General features: G+C 46.4%; 18 protein-coding genes. 16 read left to right on the top strand and 2 right to left on the bottom strand.

Annotation, left to right across the window (positions count from 1 at the left end; all coding sequences use genetic code 11):
* Positions 1–38: 38 nt before the first annotated feature.
* Together MCG98_RS13980 and pgeF are read left to right on the top strand one after the other, a co-directional pair.
* Positions 39–392: a YraN family protein gene (locus MCG98_RS13980; RefSeq protein WP_240302550.1), complete on the top strand. Its 354-nt coding sequence runs from the start codon at positions 39–41 to the stop codon at positions 390–392.
* Positions 393–397: 5 nt separating this feature from the next.
* On the top strand, positions 398–1,252 hold the full coding sequence (gene pgeF / locus MCG98_RS13975; RefSeq protein WP_345891666.1) for a peptidoglycan editing factor PgeF: 855 nt from the start codon (positions 398–400) through the stop codon (positions 1,250–1,252).
* Positions 1,253–1,312: 60 nt separating this feature from the next.
* Here pgeF and MCG98_RS13970 read toward each other — a convergent pair whose 3' ends face one another.
* Positions 1,313–2,485 carry a ribose-phosphate pyrophosphokinase gene (locus MCG98_RS13970; protein ID WP_240302549.1) on the bottom strand — a complete coding sequence of 391 codons (1,173 nt, stop codon included), beginning with the start codon at positions 2,483–2,485 and terminating at the stop codon, positions 1,313–1,315.
* A 224-nt stretch (positions 2,486–2,709) separates the two neighbouring features.
* On the opposite strand from MCG98_RS13970, the gene MCG98_RS13965 reads away from it, so the two are divergent.
* From MCG98_RS13965 to MCG98_RS13950, 4 genes are read left to right on the top strand one after another with little or no spacing between them, the layout of a single operon-like run.
* The gene (locus tag MCG98_RS13965; protein WP_240302548.1) at positions 2,710–4,116 is read left to right on the top strand and encodes a DUF512 domain-containing protein; all 1,407 of its coding nucleotides are present in this window, start codon (positions 2,710–2,712) and stop codon (positions 4,114–4,116) included.
* On the top strand, positions 4,055–5,380 hold the full coding sequence (gene der / locus MCG98_RS13960) for a ribosome biogenesis GTPase Der (protein ID WP_240302547.1): 1,326 nt from the start codon (positions 4,055–4,057) through the stop codon (positions 5,378–5,380). Before MCG98_RS13965 ends, der begins: the two co-directional genes overlap by 62 nt.
* A 5-nt stretch (positions 5,381–5,385) precedes the next feature.
* Positions 5,386–6,033, top strand: coding sequence for a glycerol-3-phosphate 1-O-acyltransferase PlsY (gene plsY, locus MCG98_RS13955; protein WP_240302546.1), 648 nt, complete (start codon positions 5,386–5,388; stop codon positions 6,031–6,033).
* Positions 6,034–6,072: 39 nt separating this feature from the next.
* Positions 6,073–7,083 (top strand): NAD(P)H-dependent glycerol-3-phosphate dehydrogenase, encoded by a 1,011-nt coding sequence (locus MCG98_RS13950; RefSeq protein ID WP_240302545.1) that lies wholly within the window; start codon positions 6,073–6,075, stop codon positions 7,081–7,083.
* A gap of 112 nt (positions 7,084–7,195) precedes the next feature.
* Here the strand turns inward: MCG98_RS13950 and MCG98_RS13945 are convergent, their stop codons facing one another.
* A complete protein-coding gene (locus MCG98_RS13945) occupies positions 7,196–8,017 on the bottom strand; it encodes an aldo/keto reductase (RefSeq protein WP_240302544.1) in 822 nt (273 codons plus the stop codon).
* Between the two features lie 313 nt (positions 8,018–8,330).
* On the opposite strand from MCG98_RS13945, the gene MCG98_RS13940 reads away from it, so the two are divergent.
* The 10 genes from MCG98_RS13940 (at position 8,331) to acsE (ending at position 19,085) form a co-directional block, all read left to right on the top strand.
* Entirely contained in the window at positions 8,331–8,681 is a 351-nt protein-coding gene (locus MCG98_RS13940) for a cobalt transporter (protein ID WP_028528948.1), read from the top strand.
* Between the two features lie 2 nt (positions 8,682–8,683).
* The gene (locus tag MCG98_RS13935; RefSeq protein ID WP_028528949.1) at positions 8,684–8,866 is read left to right on the top strand and encodes a CooT family nickel-binding protein; all 183 of its coding nucleotides are present in this window, start codon (positions 8,684–8,686) and stop codon (positions 8,864–8,866) included.
* 67 nt (positions 8,867–8,933) lie between these two features.
* Entirely contained in the window at positions 8,934–9,863 is a 930-nt protein-coding gene (locus MCG98_RS13930) for a methylenetetrahydrofolate reductase (protein WP_240302543.1), read from the top strand.
* Between the two features lie 41 nt (positions 9,864–9,904).
* On the top strand, positions 9,905–10,675 hold the full coding sequence (locus tag MCG98_RS13925) for an AAA family ATPase (RefSeq protein ID WP_240302542.1): 771 nt from the start codon (positions 9,905–9,907) through the stop codon (positions 10,673–10,675).
* A 172-nt stretch (positions 10,676–10,847) separates the two neighbouring features.
* Positions 10,848–12,740 carry an anaerobic carbon-monoxide dehydrogenase catalytic subunit gene (cooS, locus tag MCG98_RS13920; protein ID WP_240302541.1) on the top strand — a complete coding sequence of 631 codons (1,893 nt, stop codon included), beginning with the start codon at positions 10,848–10,850 and terminating at the stop codon, positions 12,738–12,740.
* Between the two features lie 107 nt (positions 12,741–12,847).
* Positions 12,848–13,618: a carbon monoxide dehydrogenase accessory protein CooC gene (locus MCG98_RS13915; RefSeq protein ID WP_240302540.1), complete on the top strand. Its 771-nt coding sequence runs from the start codon at positions 12,848–12,850 to the stop codon at positions 13,616–13,618.
* A 14-nt stretch (positions 13,619–13,632) separates the two neighbouring features.
* Entirely contained in the window at positions 13,633–15,762 is a 2,130-nt protein-coding gene (gene acsB / locus MCG98_RS13910; RefSeq protein WP_240302539.1) for an acetyl-CoA decarbonylase/synthase complex subunit alpha/beta, read from the top strand.
* 75 nt (positions 15,763–15,837) lie between these two features.
* The gene (acsD, locus tag MCG98_RS13905) at positions 15,838–16,779 is read left to right on the top strand and encodes an acetyl-CoA decarbonylase/synthase complex subunit delta (protein ID WP_240302538.1); all 942 of its coding nucleotides are present in this window, start codon (positions 15,838–15,840) and stop codon (positions 16,777–16,779) included.
* 27 nt (positions 16,780–16,806) lie between these two features.
* Positions 16,807–18,165, top strand: a complete 1,359-nt coding sequence (gene acsC, locus MCG98_RS13900; protein ID WP_240302537.1) for an acetyl-CoA decarbonylase/synthase complex subunit gamma — start codon at positions 16,807–16,809, stop codon at positions 18,163–18,165.
* Positions 18,166–18,299: 134 nt separating this feature from the next.
* On the top strand, positions 18,300–19,085 hold the full coding sequence (gene acsE / locus MCG98_RS13895; RefSeq protein WP_240302536.1) for a carbon monoxide dehydrogenase/acetyl-CoA synthase methytransferase subunit: 786 nt from the start codon (positions 18,300–18,302) through the stop codon (positions 19,083–19,085).
* Positions 19,086–19,111: the final 26 nt, after the last annotated feature.

The raw sequence follows: 19,111 nt of genomic DNA, 5'->3' as shown, positions 1-19,111 counted from the left end.
TTTATATAACCGAAGCCGGGGGAACGGACGGAGGGAATATGAACAGACGGATGCTGGGCAGCTGGTATGAAGAGAAAGCTGCAGAGGAACTGAAACTGCGGGGTTATAAGATTCTGGAAAAAAATTACCGCTGCAGGACGGGGGAGATCGACCTGGTTGCATGGAAGGATGGCATTCTGATCTTTGCTGAGGTTAAGTACCGGACAACGGCACACAGTGGCTATCCGGAAGAAGCAGTGGGATTACAGAAACAGCGGAGAATATCGAAGGCTGCCGCATGGTATATGTCTGAACGGCGGCTGCGCCCGGAGACACCGTGCCGGTTTGATGTGGTAGCCATCCTGGGAGAAGAAGTCAGAATATATGAGAATGCATTTGAATATCAGAGGTGAAAAAAGTGCTGAAAATAAAGTGGCATCATTCAGAAGAAGAAAAAATGGCAGTCAATCATAAGGGAGAGCTTTGCTATCTGACATGGCCGATGCTCTCTTCCATCCCGTTTGTAAAACATGCGTTTACGACGCGGTTCGGAGGGGTCAGTGAGGGTGTGCTCAGCTCTATGAACCTGAGTTTTACGCGGGGGGACCGGGAAGGCAATGTAAGAGAGAATTTCCGGAGAATCGCAGAGGCTGTCGGATTTCATGTGGAAGACATTGTCTGCTCTGACCAGACGCATACAGCAAATGTCCGGATTGTTACGGAGCAGGATCGGGGAAAAGGGGTCATAAGAGACAGAGATTATGCAGATGTGGACGGACTTGTCACGAATGTGCCGGGAATCATGCTGGCAACGTTTTATGCGGACTGTGTGCCGCTCTATCTTGTAGACCCTGTGAATCAGGCAGTGGGGCTGTCACATTCCGGATGGAAGGGGACGGTGTCCAATATTGCAAAAGCGACGCTTAAGGCTATGAAACATGCTTACGGGACAAACCCCAAAGACGTTATTGCGGCTATCGGGCCGTCAATCTGTCAGGACTGTTATGAGATTAGTGAAGATGTCGCGGCCATGTTTAAGAACGCGTATCCTGCAGCCAACTACCGTGATATGATTGTGGATAAAAAGAACGGAAAGTATCAGCTGGATCTGTGGAAAGCATGCAGCTACAATTTTATGCAGGCCGGGGTGATGAAAGATCATATTGTCGGGCCGAATCTGTGTACCTGCTGTAATCCCGAAATATTGTTTTCGCACCGTGCATCGAATGGAAAACGCGGCAATCTGGCTGCTTTTCTGGGAATCAGCCATTAATGTCCCGCAAATTTAAAATTCCGGGGACACTTCAGATTTCTGAAGTGTCCCCGGATATTATTATTTTGCTGACTGATGGCTTTCAAGCAGCTGCGTGATCTTGGAAGTAGTGGACCGCACTTTTTCGACAGACACATCGTGGTTCAGAATATCAATGATACTCGCCAGATATTTACCCATGCGTGCTTCCTCGTAATAAGAACGGGAGAGCAGTTCCGGCGGACGGTAAGTCAGATCGGTAGTGATCACTTTTTCGATCCAGCCCTGTCTGTGGTATTCATCAAATTTCCCCAGGCCTTCCGTGAACAGTCCGAAGGTGGTGCAGATAAAGACACGGTTTGCTTTTCTTTGCTTTACCTGTTTGGCAACGTCGAGCATACTCTCACCGGAAGAGATCATATCATCGATAATAATAACATCTTTCCCTTCGATGGAATCGCCGAGAAACTCATGGGCGACGATAGGATTTTTGCCATTTACCACCGTTGAATAATCACGTCGTTTATAGAACATGCCCATATCAACGCCGAGTACATTTGAAAAATATACAGCCCTGCTCATGGCACCTTCGTCGGGACTGATGATCATCAGATGTTCGTTATCAAGCAGCAGGTCGGGCACGGAACTGACGAGTGCCTGAAGGAACTGGTACGTTGGCATATAGTTGTCGAAACCCTTTAACGGGATCGCGTTCTGGACTCTGGGATCGTGTGCATCAAACGTTATGATATTGGATACACCCATATCGGAGAGCTCTTTCAGGGCCAGTGCGCAGTCCAGGGACTCACGCTGGGAGCGCTTGTGCTGACGGCTCTCATACAGGAACGGCATGATGACGTTGATGCGGTGTGCCTTTCCTGTTGCGGCGGAAATGATACGTTTCAGGTTCTGGAAATGGTCGTCCGGTGACATATGATTTTCATATCCGCAGACCGTATATGTCATGCTGTAGTTCAGAACATCGCACATGATGAATAAATCGGTTCCGCGGACAGAGTCCTTAATGCGGCCTTTCGCCTCTCCGGTTCCGAAACGGGGACATTCGCATTCGATTAAAAAGGAATCTTCAATATAACCGGCGAAAGGAAGTCCTGATTTTTCTTTTGCGAGAATCTGGCGGTATTCTGCCAGATGTTTATCAACGGTTTCGGATAAACGCTCACAGCCTGGAAGGGCAGCGATTTTCAGCGGCGCGACCGGAATGGATTTTTTCAGTAAATCTAAGTTTACCATGAGTTACCTCCATCTATCTATGTAAACATTTTTCGGTACGTACGTGTACTTTATATTTATATCACCTGCTGTGTATCACCGTCAAGGAATTTGAAGAATTATGTAAAAACAAAGTAAAAAAGGCACAGGCAGGCATCACAGCCGGATTGACAGATAAACAATTGGTCTCTATAATGAGAGAGCGGCAGTGCGACGGGAACAGTATGTGCCGTATGGAGGAAACTATGAAAAAAACACGTCACATGATCAGTGGGGTTGTAAAAGACAGTATCGCGTGGGAACTGCAGATTGAACAGGGAGACGAGCTTCTGGAGATCAGCGGGCAGCCGGTGAAGGATGTCTTTGATTACCATTATCTGACAAATGAAGAATGTCTGGAGCTTCTGATCCGAAAGCCGGATGGTGAGGAATGGGAACTGGAAATAGAAAAAGAATATGAGGATGACCTGGGTATCATATTTGAAAATGAATTCATGGATCAGTATCGTTCATGCAGTAACCGCTGTGTGTTCTGTTTCATCGATCAGATGCCTCCGGGAATGAGGGAGACACTGTATTTTAAAGACGATGATTCCAGACTGTCATTCCTGCAGGGGAATTACGTGACGCTTACCAATATGTCCGGAGAGGATATTGACCGCGTGATCCGGTATCATCTTTCTCCGATCAACATTTCATTTCACACAACAAATCCGGGTCTGCGCTGTCAGATGCTGAACAATCGTTTCGCGGGCGACATTTTTGAAAAGGTTCAGCGGCTGTATGATGCAGGGATCACGATGAATGGGCAGATTGTGCTCTGCAAAGGGCTGAATGATGGTGATGAGCTGGAGCGGAGTATTCGTGATCTGACACGATTTCTTCCCCTTCTTGAGAGTGTATCTGTCGTGCCGGTAGGGCTGACCAAATACAGAGACGGGCTGTATCCCCTTGAGTCATTTGAAAAGGAAGATGCGGCAGAGGTATTGAGAACGGTACATGCCTGGCAGGAAAGGCTCTGGACAGAGCATGGCACACATTTCGTGCACTGCAGTGATGAATGGTATATCCTCGCGGGGGAAGAGCTGCCGGATGCAGAGAGATACGACGGATATCTGCAGCTTGAGAATGGTGTCGGGATGCTGCGGCTTCTGAAGGAAGAAATAGAAGAGGCGCTGTGTGTTCGGGAAAAAAGCGGAAAAAAACGAAAAATTTCAATTGCAACCGGACAATTACCGTATGAATTTCTGAAAAAATATATTATAATGATACAAGACAAATATACTGGAATACAGGTGCAGATATATCCTGTGCGAAATGATTTTTTTGGAGAAAAGATTACGGTATCCGGACTTTTGACGGGGCAGGATCTGATGGCACAGCTTGCGGGGAAAGATCTGGGAGAAGAGCTGTTGATTCCGTGTAATATGCTGCGCGCCGGAGAACACGTATTTCTGGATAATGTGACCGTACCGCAGCTTGGGGAAAAGCTGGGAGTACCTGTGCGTATTGTGGAGGAAAGCGGAGAGGCGTTCGTGAGAGCAGTGCTGGGCGAGGCGCCGGATGGTGATATGAAAGGAAGACAAATATATGAGCAAACCGATTGTAGCAATTGTGGGCAGGCCGAATGTGGGGAAATCAACCCTGTTTAATTCGCTGGCAGGCGAAAATATTTCTATCGTGAAGGATACGCCCGGCGTTACGAGGGACAGGATCTACGCAGATGTGGACTGGCTGAATTTTCATTTCACGCTGATCGATACCGGCGGTATAGAGCCGGAGAGCAGCGATATTATTCTGTCTCAGATGAGGGAACAGGCGCAGATCGCGATTGATACGGCGGATGTGATTATCTTCATCACAGATGTACGCCAGGGACTTGTTGATTCTGACGCAAAAGTGGCAGATATGCTGCGGCGCAGTGCAAAGCCGGTGGTGCTGGCAGTCAATAAGGTGGACAATTTTGATAAATACATGATGGATGTCTATGAGTTCTATAACCTGGGAATCGGGGACCCGATGCCGATCTCTGCAGCATCAAAGCTGGGGATAGGAGATCTTCTGGATGTTGTGACACAGTACTTTGACAAGGAAAGCCTGAAGGAAGAAGAGGATGACATCCCGCATATTGCAATCGTGGGAAAACCAAACGTGGGAAAATCATCCATAGTCAACAAGCTCCTGGGACAGAACCGTGTGATCGTATCAGACGTTGCGGGGACAACAAGGGACGCGATCGATACAAGCGTGATCTGGAACAAAAGAGAGTATATTTTCATTGATACGGCAGGGCTTCGGAGAAAGAATAAAATCAGGGAAGAACTGGAACGTTACAGTATTATCCGGACTGTTACGGCTGTGGAACGGGCGGATGTTGTCATCGTTGTGATCGACGCGCAGGAAGGCGTGACAGAGCAGGATGCAAAAATAGCCGGTATTGCACATGAGCGTGGCAAGGGCATTATCATAGCAGTCAATAAGTGGGATGCTATAGAAAAAGACGATAAAACAATTTATAAGTATACGAACAAGGTAAGAGAAGTTCTGGCTTATATGCCGTATGCGGAACTGATGTTTATCTCTGCCGAGACGGGACAGAGGCTTCCGAAACTGTTTGAAACCATTGATATGGTACTTGAAAATCAGACACTCCGGGTTCAGACCGGTGTGTTGAATGAGATCATGACAGAAGCGGTCGCACTGCAGCAGCCTCCTTCAGATAAAGGAAAACGGCTGAAGCTTTATTATATCACACAGGTTTCTGTGAAACCGCCGACATTTGTGATCTTTGTCAATGATAAGGAACTCATGCATTTTTCATATACGAGATACCTCGAAAACAGAATCAGGGATGCATTTGGATTCCGGGGGACTTCACTAAAATTTATTATCAGAGAACGAAAGAATAAGGAGTAGGGGAAATGGTACGGTTATTATGTCTGGCGATAGGCTATCTGTTTGGGTTGTTTCAGACGTCTTATATTTATGGAAGGCTGCACGGAATTGATATCCGGGAACATGGAAGCGGCAATGCCGGTACGACGAATGCGCTGCGTACGCTTGGCCTGAAGGCGGGACTGATCACCTTCGCCGGAGACTGTCTGAAGTGTATACTGGCTGTAGTGACTGTAAGGCTGCTGTTTGGGCAAAGCCATGCAGAGTATATTCGTTTGCTGGGGCTTTATGCAGCTGCGGGAACGATACTGGGACATAATTTTCCGTGCTATCTGAAATTTCGCGGGGGAAAGGGAATCGCGGCGACGGCAGGTCTTATCATATCATTTGACTGGAGACTTCTGATCGCCGGGATCGTCGTTTTTTTTACTACGTTTTTCATTACCCACTATGTTTCACTTGGTTCCATGCTGGTGTACGTTATGTTTATGGGCGGAACGGTGCTTCTCGGGCAGCTCGGATACTTTGAGATGGAGCCCGGGTATCTGTATGAAATGTATGCGGTCGCTGCATTTCTGACAGCTATGGCAGTATACCGCCACCGCGCCAATATCGTAAGACTTGTACATGGAAATGAGAATAAAACATATTTAAGCAGCAAGCATAAAAAGTAACGGAACAGTTAAATAATAAAATGCGCAGGAGGAATTAGAATGGCTAAAGTAAGTGTTGTGGGAGCTGGCAGCTGGGGAACAGCCCTGGCGCTGCTGCTGCATAAAAATGGACATGAGGTGATTCTCTGGTCCGTCATCAAAGAAGAAGTAGAAATGCTCCGCATGAAAAGGGAACACGAGAGCAAACTGCCCGGGGTCAGGATCCCGGAGGAGGTTATTGTAACGGATGACCTTCAGGTGACCCTGACAGACAGGGACCTTGTCGTGCTGGCAGTGCCTTCGCCGTTTACACGCAGCACTGCACATTCTATGAAGGAGATGGTAAAGGACGGACAGATTATCGTAAATGTGGCGAAAGGGATTGAAGAAAATACGCTGATGACGCTAAGTGAGATCATTGAGGAAGAGATTCCGCAGGCGAATGTTGCGGTGCTTTCGGGTCCGAGTCATGCGGAGGAAGTGGGAAGAGGACTTCCGACCACGTGTGTCGTTGGTGCCAGGACAAGAGAGACGGCAGAATATATTCAGGGATTATTCATGTGTCCTGTATTCCGTGTGTATACAAGCCCGGATATCCTCGGGATCGAATTGGGCGGTTCCCTGAAAAATGTAATCGCACTTGCGGCGGGCATTGCTGACGGACTGGGCTGTGGAGATAATACAAAAGCGGCACTGATTACCCGCGGCATTGCAGAGATAAAACGCCTCGGAATTGCCATGGGTGCACATGCGGAGACTTTGACCGGGCTTTCCGGGATCGGAGACCTGATCGTGACCTGTGCAAGCCAGCACAGCCGAAACCGCAAGGCGGGATATCTGATGGGACAGGGATACACCATGCAGGAAGCCATGGATGAAGTTAAAATGGTTGTTGAAGGGGTATATTCCGCGAAAGCGGCGCTGACACTGTCAGAGAAATATCAGATAGATATGCCGATCGTAACAGAAGTCAATAAAGTACTGTTTGAGAACAAAAAACCTGTAGATGCACTTTCAGAACTTATGATGCGTGTGAAAAAAGATGAGGCAGGGGAGAATCTCTGGAAATAAAACGGCATTACCCGTATATAAAAGCATCCCTGCGGGCAGCATGAACATCAGGCTGCCCGCAGGGATCTTCTGTTTGATAAAAAATACGTGATAAAACTACCAGCCGAAAAGATTAAAGAAGATCCGGCGGAACCGAAGCGCTTCGAAATTTCTCGTCCATACTGTCTATAGCCCTCATCTCGTCATCGGTCAGTGAAAAATCAAAAATCTGGGCATTGGCTTCGATGCGTTCTTTCTTTGTGGATTTTGGAATAACAGAAATATTTTTCTGGACAGACCAGCGCAGGCCGACCTGTGATACACTTTTTCCGTGATTCAGGGCTATTTCAACGAGTTCCGGACGATCAAGATAAGCTCCGCGTGCTAAAGGCGCATATGCCTGAACTGCAATTCCCCTGGACTGGCAGTAGGAGATGAGTTCTGACTGGTTCCAGAGAGGGTGCACCTCGATCTGATTGACAGCCGGAACGATATCAGAAATTTTTGCCAGTTCTTCCAGCTGATAAATATCAAAATTGCTGACTCCGATGGAACGGGCTTTACCCGCTGCATAGAGCTTTTCCATCTGCCGCCAGGTCTCAAGGTAACAGCCCGGTACCGGCCAGTGGATCAGATACAGATCTACGTAGTCCAGCTGAAGACGTTCAAGACTTCTGTGAAAAGCACCTTCAATATCTCCGATACGCTGCGCGTTATTCCAGATTTTAGTGGTGACAAACAGTTTCTTCCTGGGGATGGAACTGTCTTTGAGTGCACGGCCCACACCATCTTCATTTTTATAGGCAGAAGCGGTATCGAACAGCCGGTATCCGATGTCAAGAGCGGCTGCAATGGCATCTTCCACCTCGTGTTCCCCTGTAGCTTTGTAAACGCCTAGCCCCAGGAGCGGCATTTTGGCTCCGCTGTTCAGGTCAAGGCATGATATATCAGTCATAAGGATCAATACCTCCTTTTTAAGCATACTGAATATGGTAAATTACAGTATTTTCTTCATCCCAATCGTTCCTATTATACCATATAAACGTAAAAAAGATATTAAGAAAGTAATAAAAATCGCTTTTGGTACTTTATAATGCTTTTTCGTCATTTTTTACAATTTTTCGAATTGGATAAAAAAAAATACATGATTTTGGACGATAAAACTGGATGATATCTATTGAATATTCAGTGATTATAGGATATAATAAAACATAATTGACAAATAAATGTCATATCGTTTTTTGATATGCCGGAAAGGAGCAAAAATCATGCATTTAGTACAAGATGAAAACGGTAATTCAGTAGCGCATGCCCATGGCAGTGAACATTCTCATTGTCATGAGCATTCTCATGAATGCGGACATTCCCATGAGCACGGACATGAATGTTCTTCCTGCGGCGGTGACTGCAAAAATGAGACAGTTGCGCTTTTAACTTATATGCTGCAGCATAATGAGCAGCACGCTGCAGAGTTGGAACAGATGGCGGAAAATCTGAAAAAGCTGGGGATGGATGACGCAGCAAAACAGATTTCCGAAGGCGTTTCTGAATTTCAGAAAGGAAATATGCGCCTCAGCCTGGCGCTGACACTTGTGAAAGAGCAGTTAAAGGAGGCATAAATATGTGTTTAGCTACTGTTTTTAAAGAAAGTGACAATACAGTGATCTGTAAAAATGTCAGCAGACTTGATGTGGACGGTGACAAGATCATTATTCGGGATATCATGGGCGATGAGCGCGTGGTAGAAGGTAAGATCCTCATGGTGGACCTGGCCAACAGCGTGGTAAAGCTTGAATGTAACTGAGAAAGTCCCCTGCTTTGCAGGAGAAGTAACATAGAGATACCAAATATAAGAAAGTGGAGGTTGCTGCATGAGCAAGAGATTAAGTGAAATTATGGAGGAACGGACAATACTGTCATTTGAGGTATTTCCGCCAAAGACAGACAAAGGAATGGAGAAACTGCCGGATACACTGAATCATCTTTACAAATACAATCCGGAATATGTTTCCTGTACATATGGCGCCGGTGGAACAAATGTAGGCAAGAATATGGAAGTCTGCAAATTGATCGCTGACGCTGATAACGATACAATTCCGGTAACTCATTTCACATGTATCGGTAATACCCGTGAAGGAGTTAAGGAACAGCTCCAGAATTACCTGGACAACGGAGTAGACCATATGCTGGCACTGCGCGGTGACCTTCCTTTTGGCTGGACAGGCACAGGCGGTGATTTTGCTTATGCAACAGACCTTGTGGCATATGCCCGCAAAGAATTCGGGGATAAATTTGAGATTGCGGTAGCGGGATCTCCTGAAGGCCATATCGCATGCCGCTCACTGGAAGCGGATATCACATTCCTGAAACAAAAACAGGATAATGGGGCAGACTATATCATGACGCAGCTCTGCTGGGATATGGAACAGTTCAAGTACTGGCTGGATGCGATCCGCGAGGCAGGCATCACGATGCCGGTAGATGTGGGAATCATGCCGATCCTGGATATGGCGGCTACAATCAACATGGCACTTTCACGCAACGGCTGTGTAATGCCGCGTGAACTGTGTGAGATCATTTCAAAGAACTGGATTTTCCCGAATCCGTTTGATAAAGAGCCGTTTGATGCAGCTGCAGACGAAAAGAAGGCTGCATTCAAAGAGGCGGGCAAAGAGTATACGATTCGTCAGATTGATGAGTACCGCGCATGTGGAGTAAACGGTATCCATCTGTATGCACTGAACAAATGGGAAGATGTATCTGAAATTATTGACAGATCCGGTATCTGTACACTGGTCTAAACTGTAAAGACTAACATTGTAATGATTAGGAGGCAGCATAAATGGCACATGTAATTGCAATGGCAGGAAAAGGCGGAGTCGGGAAAACTACACTCACGGGACTTCTGATCCAGGAACTCTGCAGAGAGAAAAAGGGTCCGGTCCTTGCGGTTGACGCTGACGCTAATTCTAATCTGAATGAGGTTCTCGGAGTGGAAGTGGATTATACACTTGGAGATATCAGGGAAGAAGTTGCACAGGCTGAAATGGCAGTGAAAAGTCCGATACCTCCGAGTATGAGTAAGGCGGATTATACAGAGATCAAATTCAACTCTGCTCTGATCGAGGAGGATGATTTTGATATGCTGGTCATGGGAAGAACGCAGGGAAAAGGCTGCTACTGCTTTGTGAATGGCCTTCTGCAGGCACAGCTTGCAAAGCTGCAGAATCACTATCCGTATATTGTTGTTGATAATGAAGCAGGAATGGAACATATCAGCCGCGGTATCCTGCCGAGTATGCAGACGGCCATTCTGGTAAGCGACTGTTCCAGAAGAGGCGTGCAGGCGGCTGGCAGAATCGCTGAACTGATCAGGGAATGTAATATGAAGCCGAAGACGGTCGGGCTGATTGTAAACCGGGCGCCTAAAGGAGAATTGAATGAAGGCACGAAAGAAGAGATTGAGAAACAGGGCCTTACTCTTCTGGGAATAGTGCCGCAGGACGAGACCGTTTATCAGTATGACTGTGATGGGAAACCAACGGTTGAACTTCCGGAAGATTCACCGGTCAAGCAGGCGATGAGAGACATTATTAAAAAACTTGATTTGTAAGATAATACTTGATACCAGGCTCAAAAAAACTTTTGAGCCCAACATCATAACACAGTGTTTTATCCCCTTTTAATTAAAAAAAGGGGAAAAAATAAATCATTCAAGAACCCATGGGGGCGGATGGGATGTCACCCCGTGGGGGAAGAAGCAAAAAACTATAAGGAGGCTTATAATGAGTGAATTCAAATTAACAACGGTAGAAGAATTCGAAGCAGCGACTGACCGACTGCTTGAGACAGGTGCAAAGGTAGGTGCGGATTCCTGGCAGCTGCGTGTGAAAAATCAGACACCGCATTGTAAGTTCGGTGAGCAGGGTATCTGCTGCCGTATCTGTTCTATGGGACCTTGCCGTATTACACCAAAGGCTCCACGTGGAATCTGCGGATGTGATGCACATGGTATCGTAGGCAGGAATTACCTGAAATTCACTGCAGGCGGAGCTGCTACACATTCAGATCATGGCCGTGAAATCTGCCACACTCTGTATGAATCAGCAGCAGACGGAAACTACAAGGTAAAAGATCCGGACAAACTGATCCGTATCGCAAAAGAATGGGGCATTGAGACAGAAGGAAAAGATATCTATGATCTGGCTCACGAAGTTGCTGAAACCGGTCTTATGGAATACGGTAAACCATTCGGTACACAGAGATTTTTAAAGAGAGCACCTCAGTCAACGCAGGATATCTGGGAAAGAGAAGAAGTTGCTCCAAGAGCAATCGACCGCGAAGTTGCAACTTCCTTACATATGTCACACATGGGATGTTCTTCTCTGCCGGAAGCACTGGTTCGCCAGTCTCTGCGAGCAGGTCTTTCTGATGGCTGGGGCGGTTCCATGATGGGAACAGAGTTCTCTGACGTACTGTTCGGAACTCCGAAGCCAATTGACACAGAAGCTAACCTTGGCGTTATGGTAGAGGAAAATGTCAACATCGTTGTACACGGACATGATCCTTCACTGTCAGAGATGATCTGTGAATATGCAGATGATCCTGAAATGATCGCTTATGCAAAAGAGATCGGAGCAAAGGGAATCACAGTATCCGGTGTATGCTGTACTTCTAATGAAGTGGCTATGCGCCGCGGCATTCCGATGGCAGGTAACTTCCTGCAGCAGGAAAACGTGGTTCTGACAGGTGCGTGTGAAGCAATCGTCGTAGACGTACAGTGTATCTTCCCGGCACTTGGCCCGCTCTCCAAATGTTTCCATACAAAATTCATCACAACTTCTCCGATCGCTCAGATGCCAGATTCTGAATTCATCAGATTCAACGCAAAAACAGCTGGTGAGAATGCAAAAGCTATCGTAAAAGCTGCAATCGACAACTTCAAAAACAGAAAACCGGAACTTGTTCATATCCCGGATATGAAACAGAAAGCAACGGTTGGTTACTCTGTGGAAGCGCTCGTAAAAGTTCTGGATGGCGTTACCAATACACAGGTTGATGAGACAGGGACAACAAAGCCGTTGCTGGAATGTATCACATCAGGTGTTATCCGCGGTGCAGTGGCAATGGTTGGATGTAATAACCCGAAAATCAGACCGGATACCGCTCATATCGAACTGATGAAGAAATGTATTGCAAATGATATCGTTATCATCGCATCCGGATGTTCTGCACAGGCAGCTGCAAAAGCGGGTCTGATGGACAAACGTGCGAAAGACCTCTGCGGCGCAGGCTTAAAGAGAGTTTGCGAACTGGCAGATATTCCTCCGGTACTTCATATGGGATCATGCGTTGATATCAGCCGTATGATGATCCTGGCGGCAGAACTGGCAAAAGATTCAGGTCTGAAGATCTCTCAGCTTCCGGTAGTCGGATGTGCTCCTGAGTGGATGTCAGAAAAAGCGGTATCAATCGGTAACTACGTTGTATCTACCGGTATCGACACATTCCTTGGAGTTGACCCGTATGTTGCCGGTTCTTCCGAAATGGCAGAACTGCTGACAGGCGGAATCAGGGATTGGGTAGAAGCTGCTTATACAGTAGAAACAGATATCGAAAAACTCGTTGATCTGATGATCGAAAGAATTGAAGAAAAACGTGAGGCACTTGGAATCTAGTAACACACAGAGTGTGTTACACGCGGGCAGTCGCCAAATGGGCATGCAAGCATGCCCGCTTGTCTCGTTGCCATCGCGCAATTTAGTTAAAAGGTGGATGAAATAGCATGAAAATTGCAGTAACAGGAAAAGGCGGCGTTGGAAAGACAACATTTTCTGCGACACTCGCCAGATTATATGCAGATGAAGGAAGAAACGTTTTGGCTGCAGATGTCGATCCCGATGCAAACCTGGGGCTTGCCCTTGGTTTCTCGGAGGAGGAACTGGCCGAGATCGTACCGATCAGCAGAATGCGTAAACTGGTGGAGGAGAGGACGGGAGCAACTCCGGATAATCAGTTTTATAAACTGAATCCCAGGGTTGATGATATTCCGGAAAAATATGGACGGGTATGCAATGGAGTGAGGCTTCTGGTGCTGGGAACAGTGGAAACCGGCGGCGGCGGATGTGTCTGCCCGGAACATGTGATGCTCAAGAGAATCATCAGCAACCTTGTGCTCAGGCGGGAGGATGTCGTAATCCTGGATATGGAAGCAGGACTCGAACATCTTGGACGGGGGACGACGGAAGGTGTGGACTGTTTTGTCGTTGTCATTGAACCGGGAGCGAGAAGTGTTCAGACGTACCGGAATGTGAAGCGCCTGGCTGAAGACCTCGGCGTAGCGCAGGTACGTGTCGTTGCCAATAAAGTACGGGACGAAGAAGATGAGGCATTCATCAGAGAACGTATCCCGGAAGAAGACCTGTTAGGTTTTGTTCATTATAATACCGAAATAATTGATGCAGACCGCAAAGGATGCTCACCGTATGACTTCAGTGAGTCTGCAACAGATGAAATCAGAAAAATTAAAGAGACAATTGATTCGACAATTGCCTAAAGGAGGAAAAAACAGTGACATTATTTGATCGAGTATTTGGTGGAAATGATGCTGTATATGGCTTGACAGAAGGCGCAATCGATGGTGCCATCGCTCAGTACGGCGAAGACAAAGCGGTAAGCTTTCCTAATACCGCATACAGCCTGCCATGTTACTATTCAGTGACAGGTACAAAAGTAACCAATTTAAAAGAACTGAAAGAAGCCCTTGGTGTGGTAAAAACTCTGATGACAAGAAATAAACGTCTGAACGACGCTTTCATGTCAGGTGTTGCAACAGCACTCTGTGCAGAATTCATTGAAGTTCTGAAATATATCGACGGAGCAGAACCGTACGCAGAGCCTTGCTACGGACATCTTGGAGATGCTGTGATCCGTGAACTCGGCGTACCGCTTGTAACAGGCGATATCCCGGGCGTAGCCGTAATCCTCGGCGCAGCTCCTTCTGTTGAAGAAGGCGTAGAACTCGTTAAGAGCTATCAGGCACAGGGTATCCTGGTAACACTTGTCGGCGGCATCATCGACCAGTGTGAAGAGGCAGGATACAAGACAGGTGCAAACGTGCGTGTGATCCCGCTTGGAAAAGACGTGACAAGCGTAATCCATGTCGTATCTGTTGCATTGCGTGCAGCCCTCATCTTCGGTAACATTGCACCTGGAGATGCAGGCAACCTGATGAAATATACATTTGAGCGTGTACCGGCATTCGTAAACGCATTCAAACCTCTGGACGACGTAATCGTTGCATGCGGAGCAGGTGCGATTGCACTTGGATTCCCGGTAGTCACAAATGAGACAGAGAATATCTTCCGCGTACCGAAGAGTCTGATCGTGCAGGAAGATGTCAGCAAATTCAATGCAACTTCTCTTGAAGCACGCGATATCAAAATCAAGATCACGAAGATCGATATCCCGGTAGCATTCGGTAGTGCGTTCGAAGGCGAGATCATCCGTAAAGGTGATATGCAGGTGGAATTCGACGGTTCCAGAGTGGACTGCTGCGAGCTGGTGCAGACCAAAGAGCTGGCTGAAGTGGAAGACCATCACTTTGAGCTGATCGGTAAAGACTTCGATGAATTTGAAGTGGGAAGCAAGCACAGCATCGCATACGTAGTGGAAGTTGCCGGAAAAAATATGCAGCCTGACTTTGAGCCTGTATTCGAGCGTAAATTCCATAACTATGTAAACTGTATCGAGGGCGTTATGCATACAGGACAGAGAGATATGATCCGTGTCCGTGTCAGCAAAGATGCATTCAATGCAGGATTCCGTGCGAAAGACCTCGCAGAGGTTCTGTATGCAAGAATCAAAAGCGAATTTGATGCCGTTGTTGATAAATGCCAGGTTAAGATCTACACGAATGACGAAGACTGTACAAGAATCCGTCACGAAGTTGCAATCCCTGCATTTGACAAACGTGATGAGAGAATCGGTAACATGACAGATGAATCCGTAGGCGTATACTACAGCTGTATCATGTGCCAGGCATTCTCACCATCTCACGTATGTGTGGTAACTCCGGAGAGACTGGGACTTTGCGGTGCTGTTTCATGGCTGGATGCGAAAGCAACCAACGAGCTGGATCCGGCAGGACCATGCCAGGTTATCACGAAAGAAAAAGTGATTGATGAGCGTATCGGTGAGTACGAAGATGTCAATGAAGCAGTACGTAAGTTCTCCCAGGGTGCGCTGCAGGATGTATCCCTGTACTCCATCATGGAAAAACCGATGACATCCTGTGGATGTTTCGAGTGTATCTGTGGTATCGAGCCATTCTCCAACGGTGTATGTATCGCGAACCGTGAGTATGCAGGCATGACCCCTCTTGGAATGACATTCCCTGAGCTGGCATCCATGACAGGCGGCGGTGTTCAGACACCAGGCTTCATGGGACATGGTAAACAGTTCATCTCTTCCAAGAAATTCATGAAGGCAGAGGGTGGAATCGAGAGGATTGTTTGGATGCCGAAAGAGCTGAAGGATCAGGTTGCGGAGAAACTGAATGCGACAGCGAAAGAGGTTTATGGAATTGAGAACTTCACAGATATGATCGGTGACGAGACAATTGCAGAAGATCCGGAAACATTGGTTGCATTTTTGACAGAAAAAGGCCATCCAGCCTTGTCAATGGACCCAATGATGTAGTATAATCAGTGTCAGAAATGCGCATGTACCTAATACGTGCATGCGCATATAAAATTTAAAAGGAGGCTAATGAGAATGCCGTTTAATTCTAAACCACAAAAGTTTAATGCATCTATCAAGACCGTTGAGATCGGATGCGGAGACAAAGCAATCACATTAGGAGGAGAAAGTGTATTTCCTTTCTACACATTTGATGGACCAATCGATAATGCACCGAAAGTTGGTGTTGAAATCACAGATATGGGCCTGATTAATGCAACACCGGAGTTAATTACATACTATGGTGAAAATGCATCCATGGCAGATATGGCAGCGAAAGCTACCGCTATGGAAGGTGCTGATTTTATTTACCTGAGCCTGGAAGGCGGAGATCCGAACGGGGAAAACAAGTCTGTTGAAGAACTCGTTGCAGTCGTGAATGAAGTTGCAGGTGCAACAGATCTTCCGTTGGTAGTTGCAGGATGTAAGAACGTTGAAAAAGATGCAGAACTGCTTCCGAAGGTAGCAGAAGCCCTGCAGGGTAAAAACGTTGTCATCATGCCTGCAAAAGAAGAAAACTACAAAGCAATTGGTGCTGCGGCAGGACTTGCTTACAACCAGAAACTGGGTGCTGAGTCTGCAGTAGATATCAACCTTGCAAAACAGCTGAACGTTGTTACAACACAGCTGGGCGTAAAAGCTGACAGCATCATCATGAATGTTGGTACTGCAACAGCAGGTTACGGTTATGAATATGTAGTTTCTACAATGGACAGAATCAAAGCAGCAGCTTTGTCACAGGATGATGCTATGCTCCAGATGCCAATTCTTACACCGGTTGCTTCCGAGACATGGAATGTTAAAGAATCCATGGCGACAGAAGAAGATATGCCGGAATGGGGTTCTAGAGAGGAAAGAGGAATCTCCATGGAAATTATGACAGCAGCAGCTGACTTAGTATCCGGATCCAATGCTGTAGTTTTACAACATCCTCAATCCGTTGCAACCATTTCAAAAATGATTAAAGAATTAGTGTAATCATATAAGAACAGGAGGATAAAAAACATGGCATTATCAGGTATTCAAATATTTAAAATGACACCAAAGAAAAACTGTAAGGAGTGCGGCAGCCCAACTTGTATGGCTTTCTCCATGAAAGTTGCTCAGGGTGCGGTTGACATTTCTGCATGCCCTTACATGTCGGAAGAAGCGCTTGCTTCCTTATCAGCAGCTACTGCACCGCCTATGAAGACGATCAAGGTTGGTACAGGAGAAGGCGAATATACACTTGGCGGAGAGACAGTTCTCTACAGACATGAAAAAACTTTTGTGAGCAAGACAAGATATGCAGTTGCTCTCTGCAGCTGCATGGATGACGCTGAAATTGATGCTAAGATTGCAGCAATTCCGGTTGTTGATTACGAACGTATCAGTGAAAGAATGCAGGTTGAAATGGTTTATGTAAACTATGATGCTGCTTCAGGCGCTGACAAATACGTTGCTCTTGTTAAAAAAGCGGCAGCTACAGGAAAAACTCTCGTTCTGGGATGTGATGATGTAGAAGTTGCAAAAGCTGCTCTTGCAGAATGTAAGGACGGCAAACCGGTATTAAACGGTGCAAATGCTTCCAACTATGAAGCTATGAGTGCAGTTGCCAAAGAGGCAGGTGTTGTTCTCGGTGTATCCGGAGCGGACTTAAATGAATTGTATGACACAGTTGCAGCCCTTGAAAAACTGGATAACAAAGATCTTGTTCTGGATGTGACAGGTGCAAGCATTAAAGAGGCTTTTGCAAACGCAGTTCAGGTAAGACGTGCAGCTCTGAAAGATGAAGACAGAACCTTCGGATATCCGTCTATCGTAAACACTGTAAAACTTGCAAAAGGTGATAAATACATGCAGGAAGCTCTGTCTTCTGTATTTACACTGAAATATGGTTCCATCGTTGTTATGGAAGAACTGGGATATGCGGAAGCACTTCCGCTGTTTGGTCTGCGTCAGAACGTATTCACAGATCCTCAGAAACCAATGAAAGTTGAACCGGGCATTTATCCGCTGAACGGCGCAGATGAGAATTCTATCTGCCTGACAACAGTTGACTTTGCTCTTACATATTTCATCGTTTCCGGTGAGCTGGAGAGATCCGGTGTTCCGATTAACATGCTGATCAGCGACGCGGGCGGACTTTCCGTACTGACTGCATGGGCTGCTGGAAAACTTTCTTCTGCTTCTGTAGCAAAATTCATCACAGAGAACGTAGAGGACAAGATCAAATCCAGAAAACTTATTATTCCTGGTAAAGTTGCTGTATTGAAGGGCGATATCGAATCCAAGTTACCTGACTGGGAAGTTATCGTTGCACCGAACGAGGCAGTACAGCTGGTTAAATTCCTGAAAGACATGCAGGAGAACGGCCAGTTATAAAATGTGAAAAAGGGGGTTTTTAAAGCCCCCTTTACTACAATGCCGGACGCCTGGCGCCCGTCTGCCCGAAGGGCATGGATTACGGGATGCCCGCAGGGTATTGAATATTGTATTGAGAGAAAAGGAGAAAAAGTATGGCAAAATTTGTAACTATTGGGGAAAGAATTCATTGTATTTCACCTGCAATAAAAGAAGCAATGGCTACACGTAATCCTGAAGCGATCTTAAAACGTGCAAAAGAGCAGCTGGAAGCAGGTGCTACATATCTTGACGTTAACATTGGACCTGCAGAGAGTGACGGACCGGAACTGATGCAGTGGGCTGTTAAAACAATTCAGGAAAACTTTGACAATGTTCCGCTGGCACTTGATACAGCTAATAAAGCTGCTATCGAAGCTGGTATCGCTGTATATAACAGATCCAAGGGAAAACCAATCGTTAACTCTGCGGATGCAGGTGACAGAATCAGCTATATCGATCTTGCAGCAGCAAACGATGCAATCGTAGTTGCACTCTGCTCTGACGGACCAATCGCTGCTGATAATGACGAGCGTATGGTACACTGCCAGACAATGCTGGAGCACGGTATGATGCTGGGAATGGAGCCTACAGATCTGTGGTTTGACCCGCTGTTTATCGTTGTAAAAGGTATGCAGGACAAACAGATGGAAGTTCTGGAAGCAATCAAAATGTTCAGTGATATGGGACTGAATTCTACAGGCGGACTTTCCAATAACTCCAATGGTATGCCGAAAGATATCAGACCGATCATGGATTCAGCTCTGGTTGCTATGTGTATGATGCAGGGTCTTACTTCTGCTATCGTTAACCCATGTGATAAGAGACTTATGGAAACAATCAAATCCTGTGATGTTTTCAAAAACAACACACTGTATGCAGATTCTTATCTGGAACTGTAATTAAAACAGAATTTAAAGAGGCTGAA

Source organism: Ruminococcus sp. OA3 (genome assembly GCF_022440845.1).
Classification (GTDB): domain Bacteria; phylum Bacillota; class Clostridia; order Lachnospirales; family Lachnospiraceae; genus Ruminococcus_G.
The sequence above is the reverse complement of the archived record's forward strand: the minus strand, read 5'-3'. Positions and strand labels throughout refer to the sequence as shown.

Bases quoted from the DNA above. Each gene is read 5' to 3' on its own strand.
- MCG98_RS13940 (WP_028528948.1), top strand. From the start codon at position 8,331: ATGCATTTAGTACAAGATGAAAACGGTAATTCAGTAGCGCATGCCCAT.
- MCG98_RS13935 (WP_028528949.1), top strand. From the start codon at position 8,684: ATGTGTTTAGCTACTGTTTTTAAAGAAAGTGACAATACAGTGATCTGT.
- MCG98_RS13980 (WP_240302550.1), top strand. From the start codon at position 39: ATGAACAGACGGATGCTGGGCAGCTGGTATGAAGAGAAAGCTGCAGAG.
- MCG98_RS13945 (WP_240302544.1), bottom strand. From the start codon at position 8,017: ATGACTGATATATCATGCCTTGACCTGAACAGCGGAGCCAAAATGCCG.
- MCG98_RS13970 (WP_240302549.1), bottom strand. From the start codon at position 2,485: ATGGTAAACTTAGATTTACTGAAAAAATCCATTCCGGTCGCGCCGCTG.
- cooS (WP_240302541.1), top strand. From the start codon at position 10,848: ATGAGTGAATTCAAATTAACAACGGTAGAAGAATTCGAAGCAGCGACT.
- MCG98_RS13930 (WP_240302543.1), top strand. From the start codon at position 8,934: ATGAGCAAGAGATTAAGTGAAATTATGGAGGAACGGACAATACTGTCA.
- acsE (WP_240302536.1), top strand. From the start codon at position 18,300: ATGGCAAAATTTGTAACTATTGGGGAAAGAATTCATTGTATTTCACCT.
- MCG98_RS13925 (WP_240302542.1), top strand. From the start codon at position 9,905: ATGGCACATGTAATTGCAATGGCAGGAAAAGGCGGAGTCGGGAAAACT.
- acsC (WP_240302537.1), top strand. From the start codon at position 16,807: ATGGCATTATCAGGTATTCAAATATTTAAAATGACACCAAAGAAAAAC.
- MCG98_RS13950 (WP_240302545.1), top strand. From the start codon at position 6,073: ATGGCTAAAGTAAGTGTTGTGGGAGCTGGCAGCTGGGGAACAGCCCTG.
- acsD (WP_240302538.1), top strand. From the start codon at position 15,838: ATGCCGTTTAATTCTAAACCACAAAAGTTTAATGCATCTATCAAGACC.
- MCG98_RS13965 (WP_240302548.1), top strand. From the start codon at position 2,710: ATGAAAAAAACACGTCACATGATCAGTGGGGTTGTAAAAGACAGTATC.
- MCG98_RS13915 (WP_240302540.1), top strand. From the start codon at position 12,848: ATGAAAATTGCAGTAACAGGAAAAGGCGGCGTTGGAAAGACAACATTT.
- der (WP_240302547.1), top strand. From the start codon at position 4,055: ATGAGCAAACCGATTGTAGCAATTGTGGGCAGGCCGAATGTGGGGAAA.
- plsY (WP_240302546.1), top strand. From the start codon at position 5,386: ATGGTACGGTTATTATGTCTGGCGATAGGCTATCTGTTTGGGTTGTTT.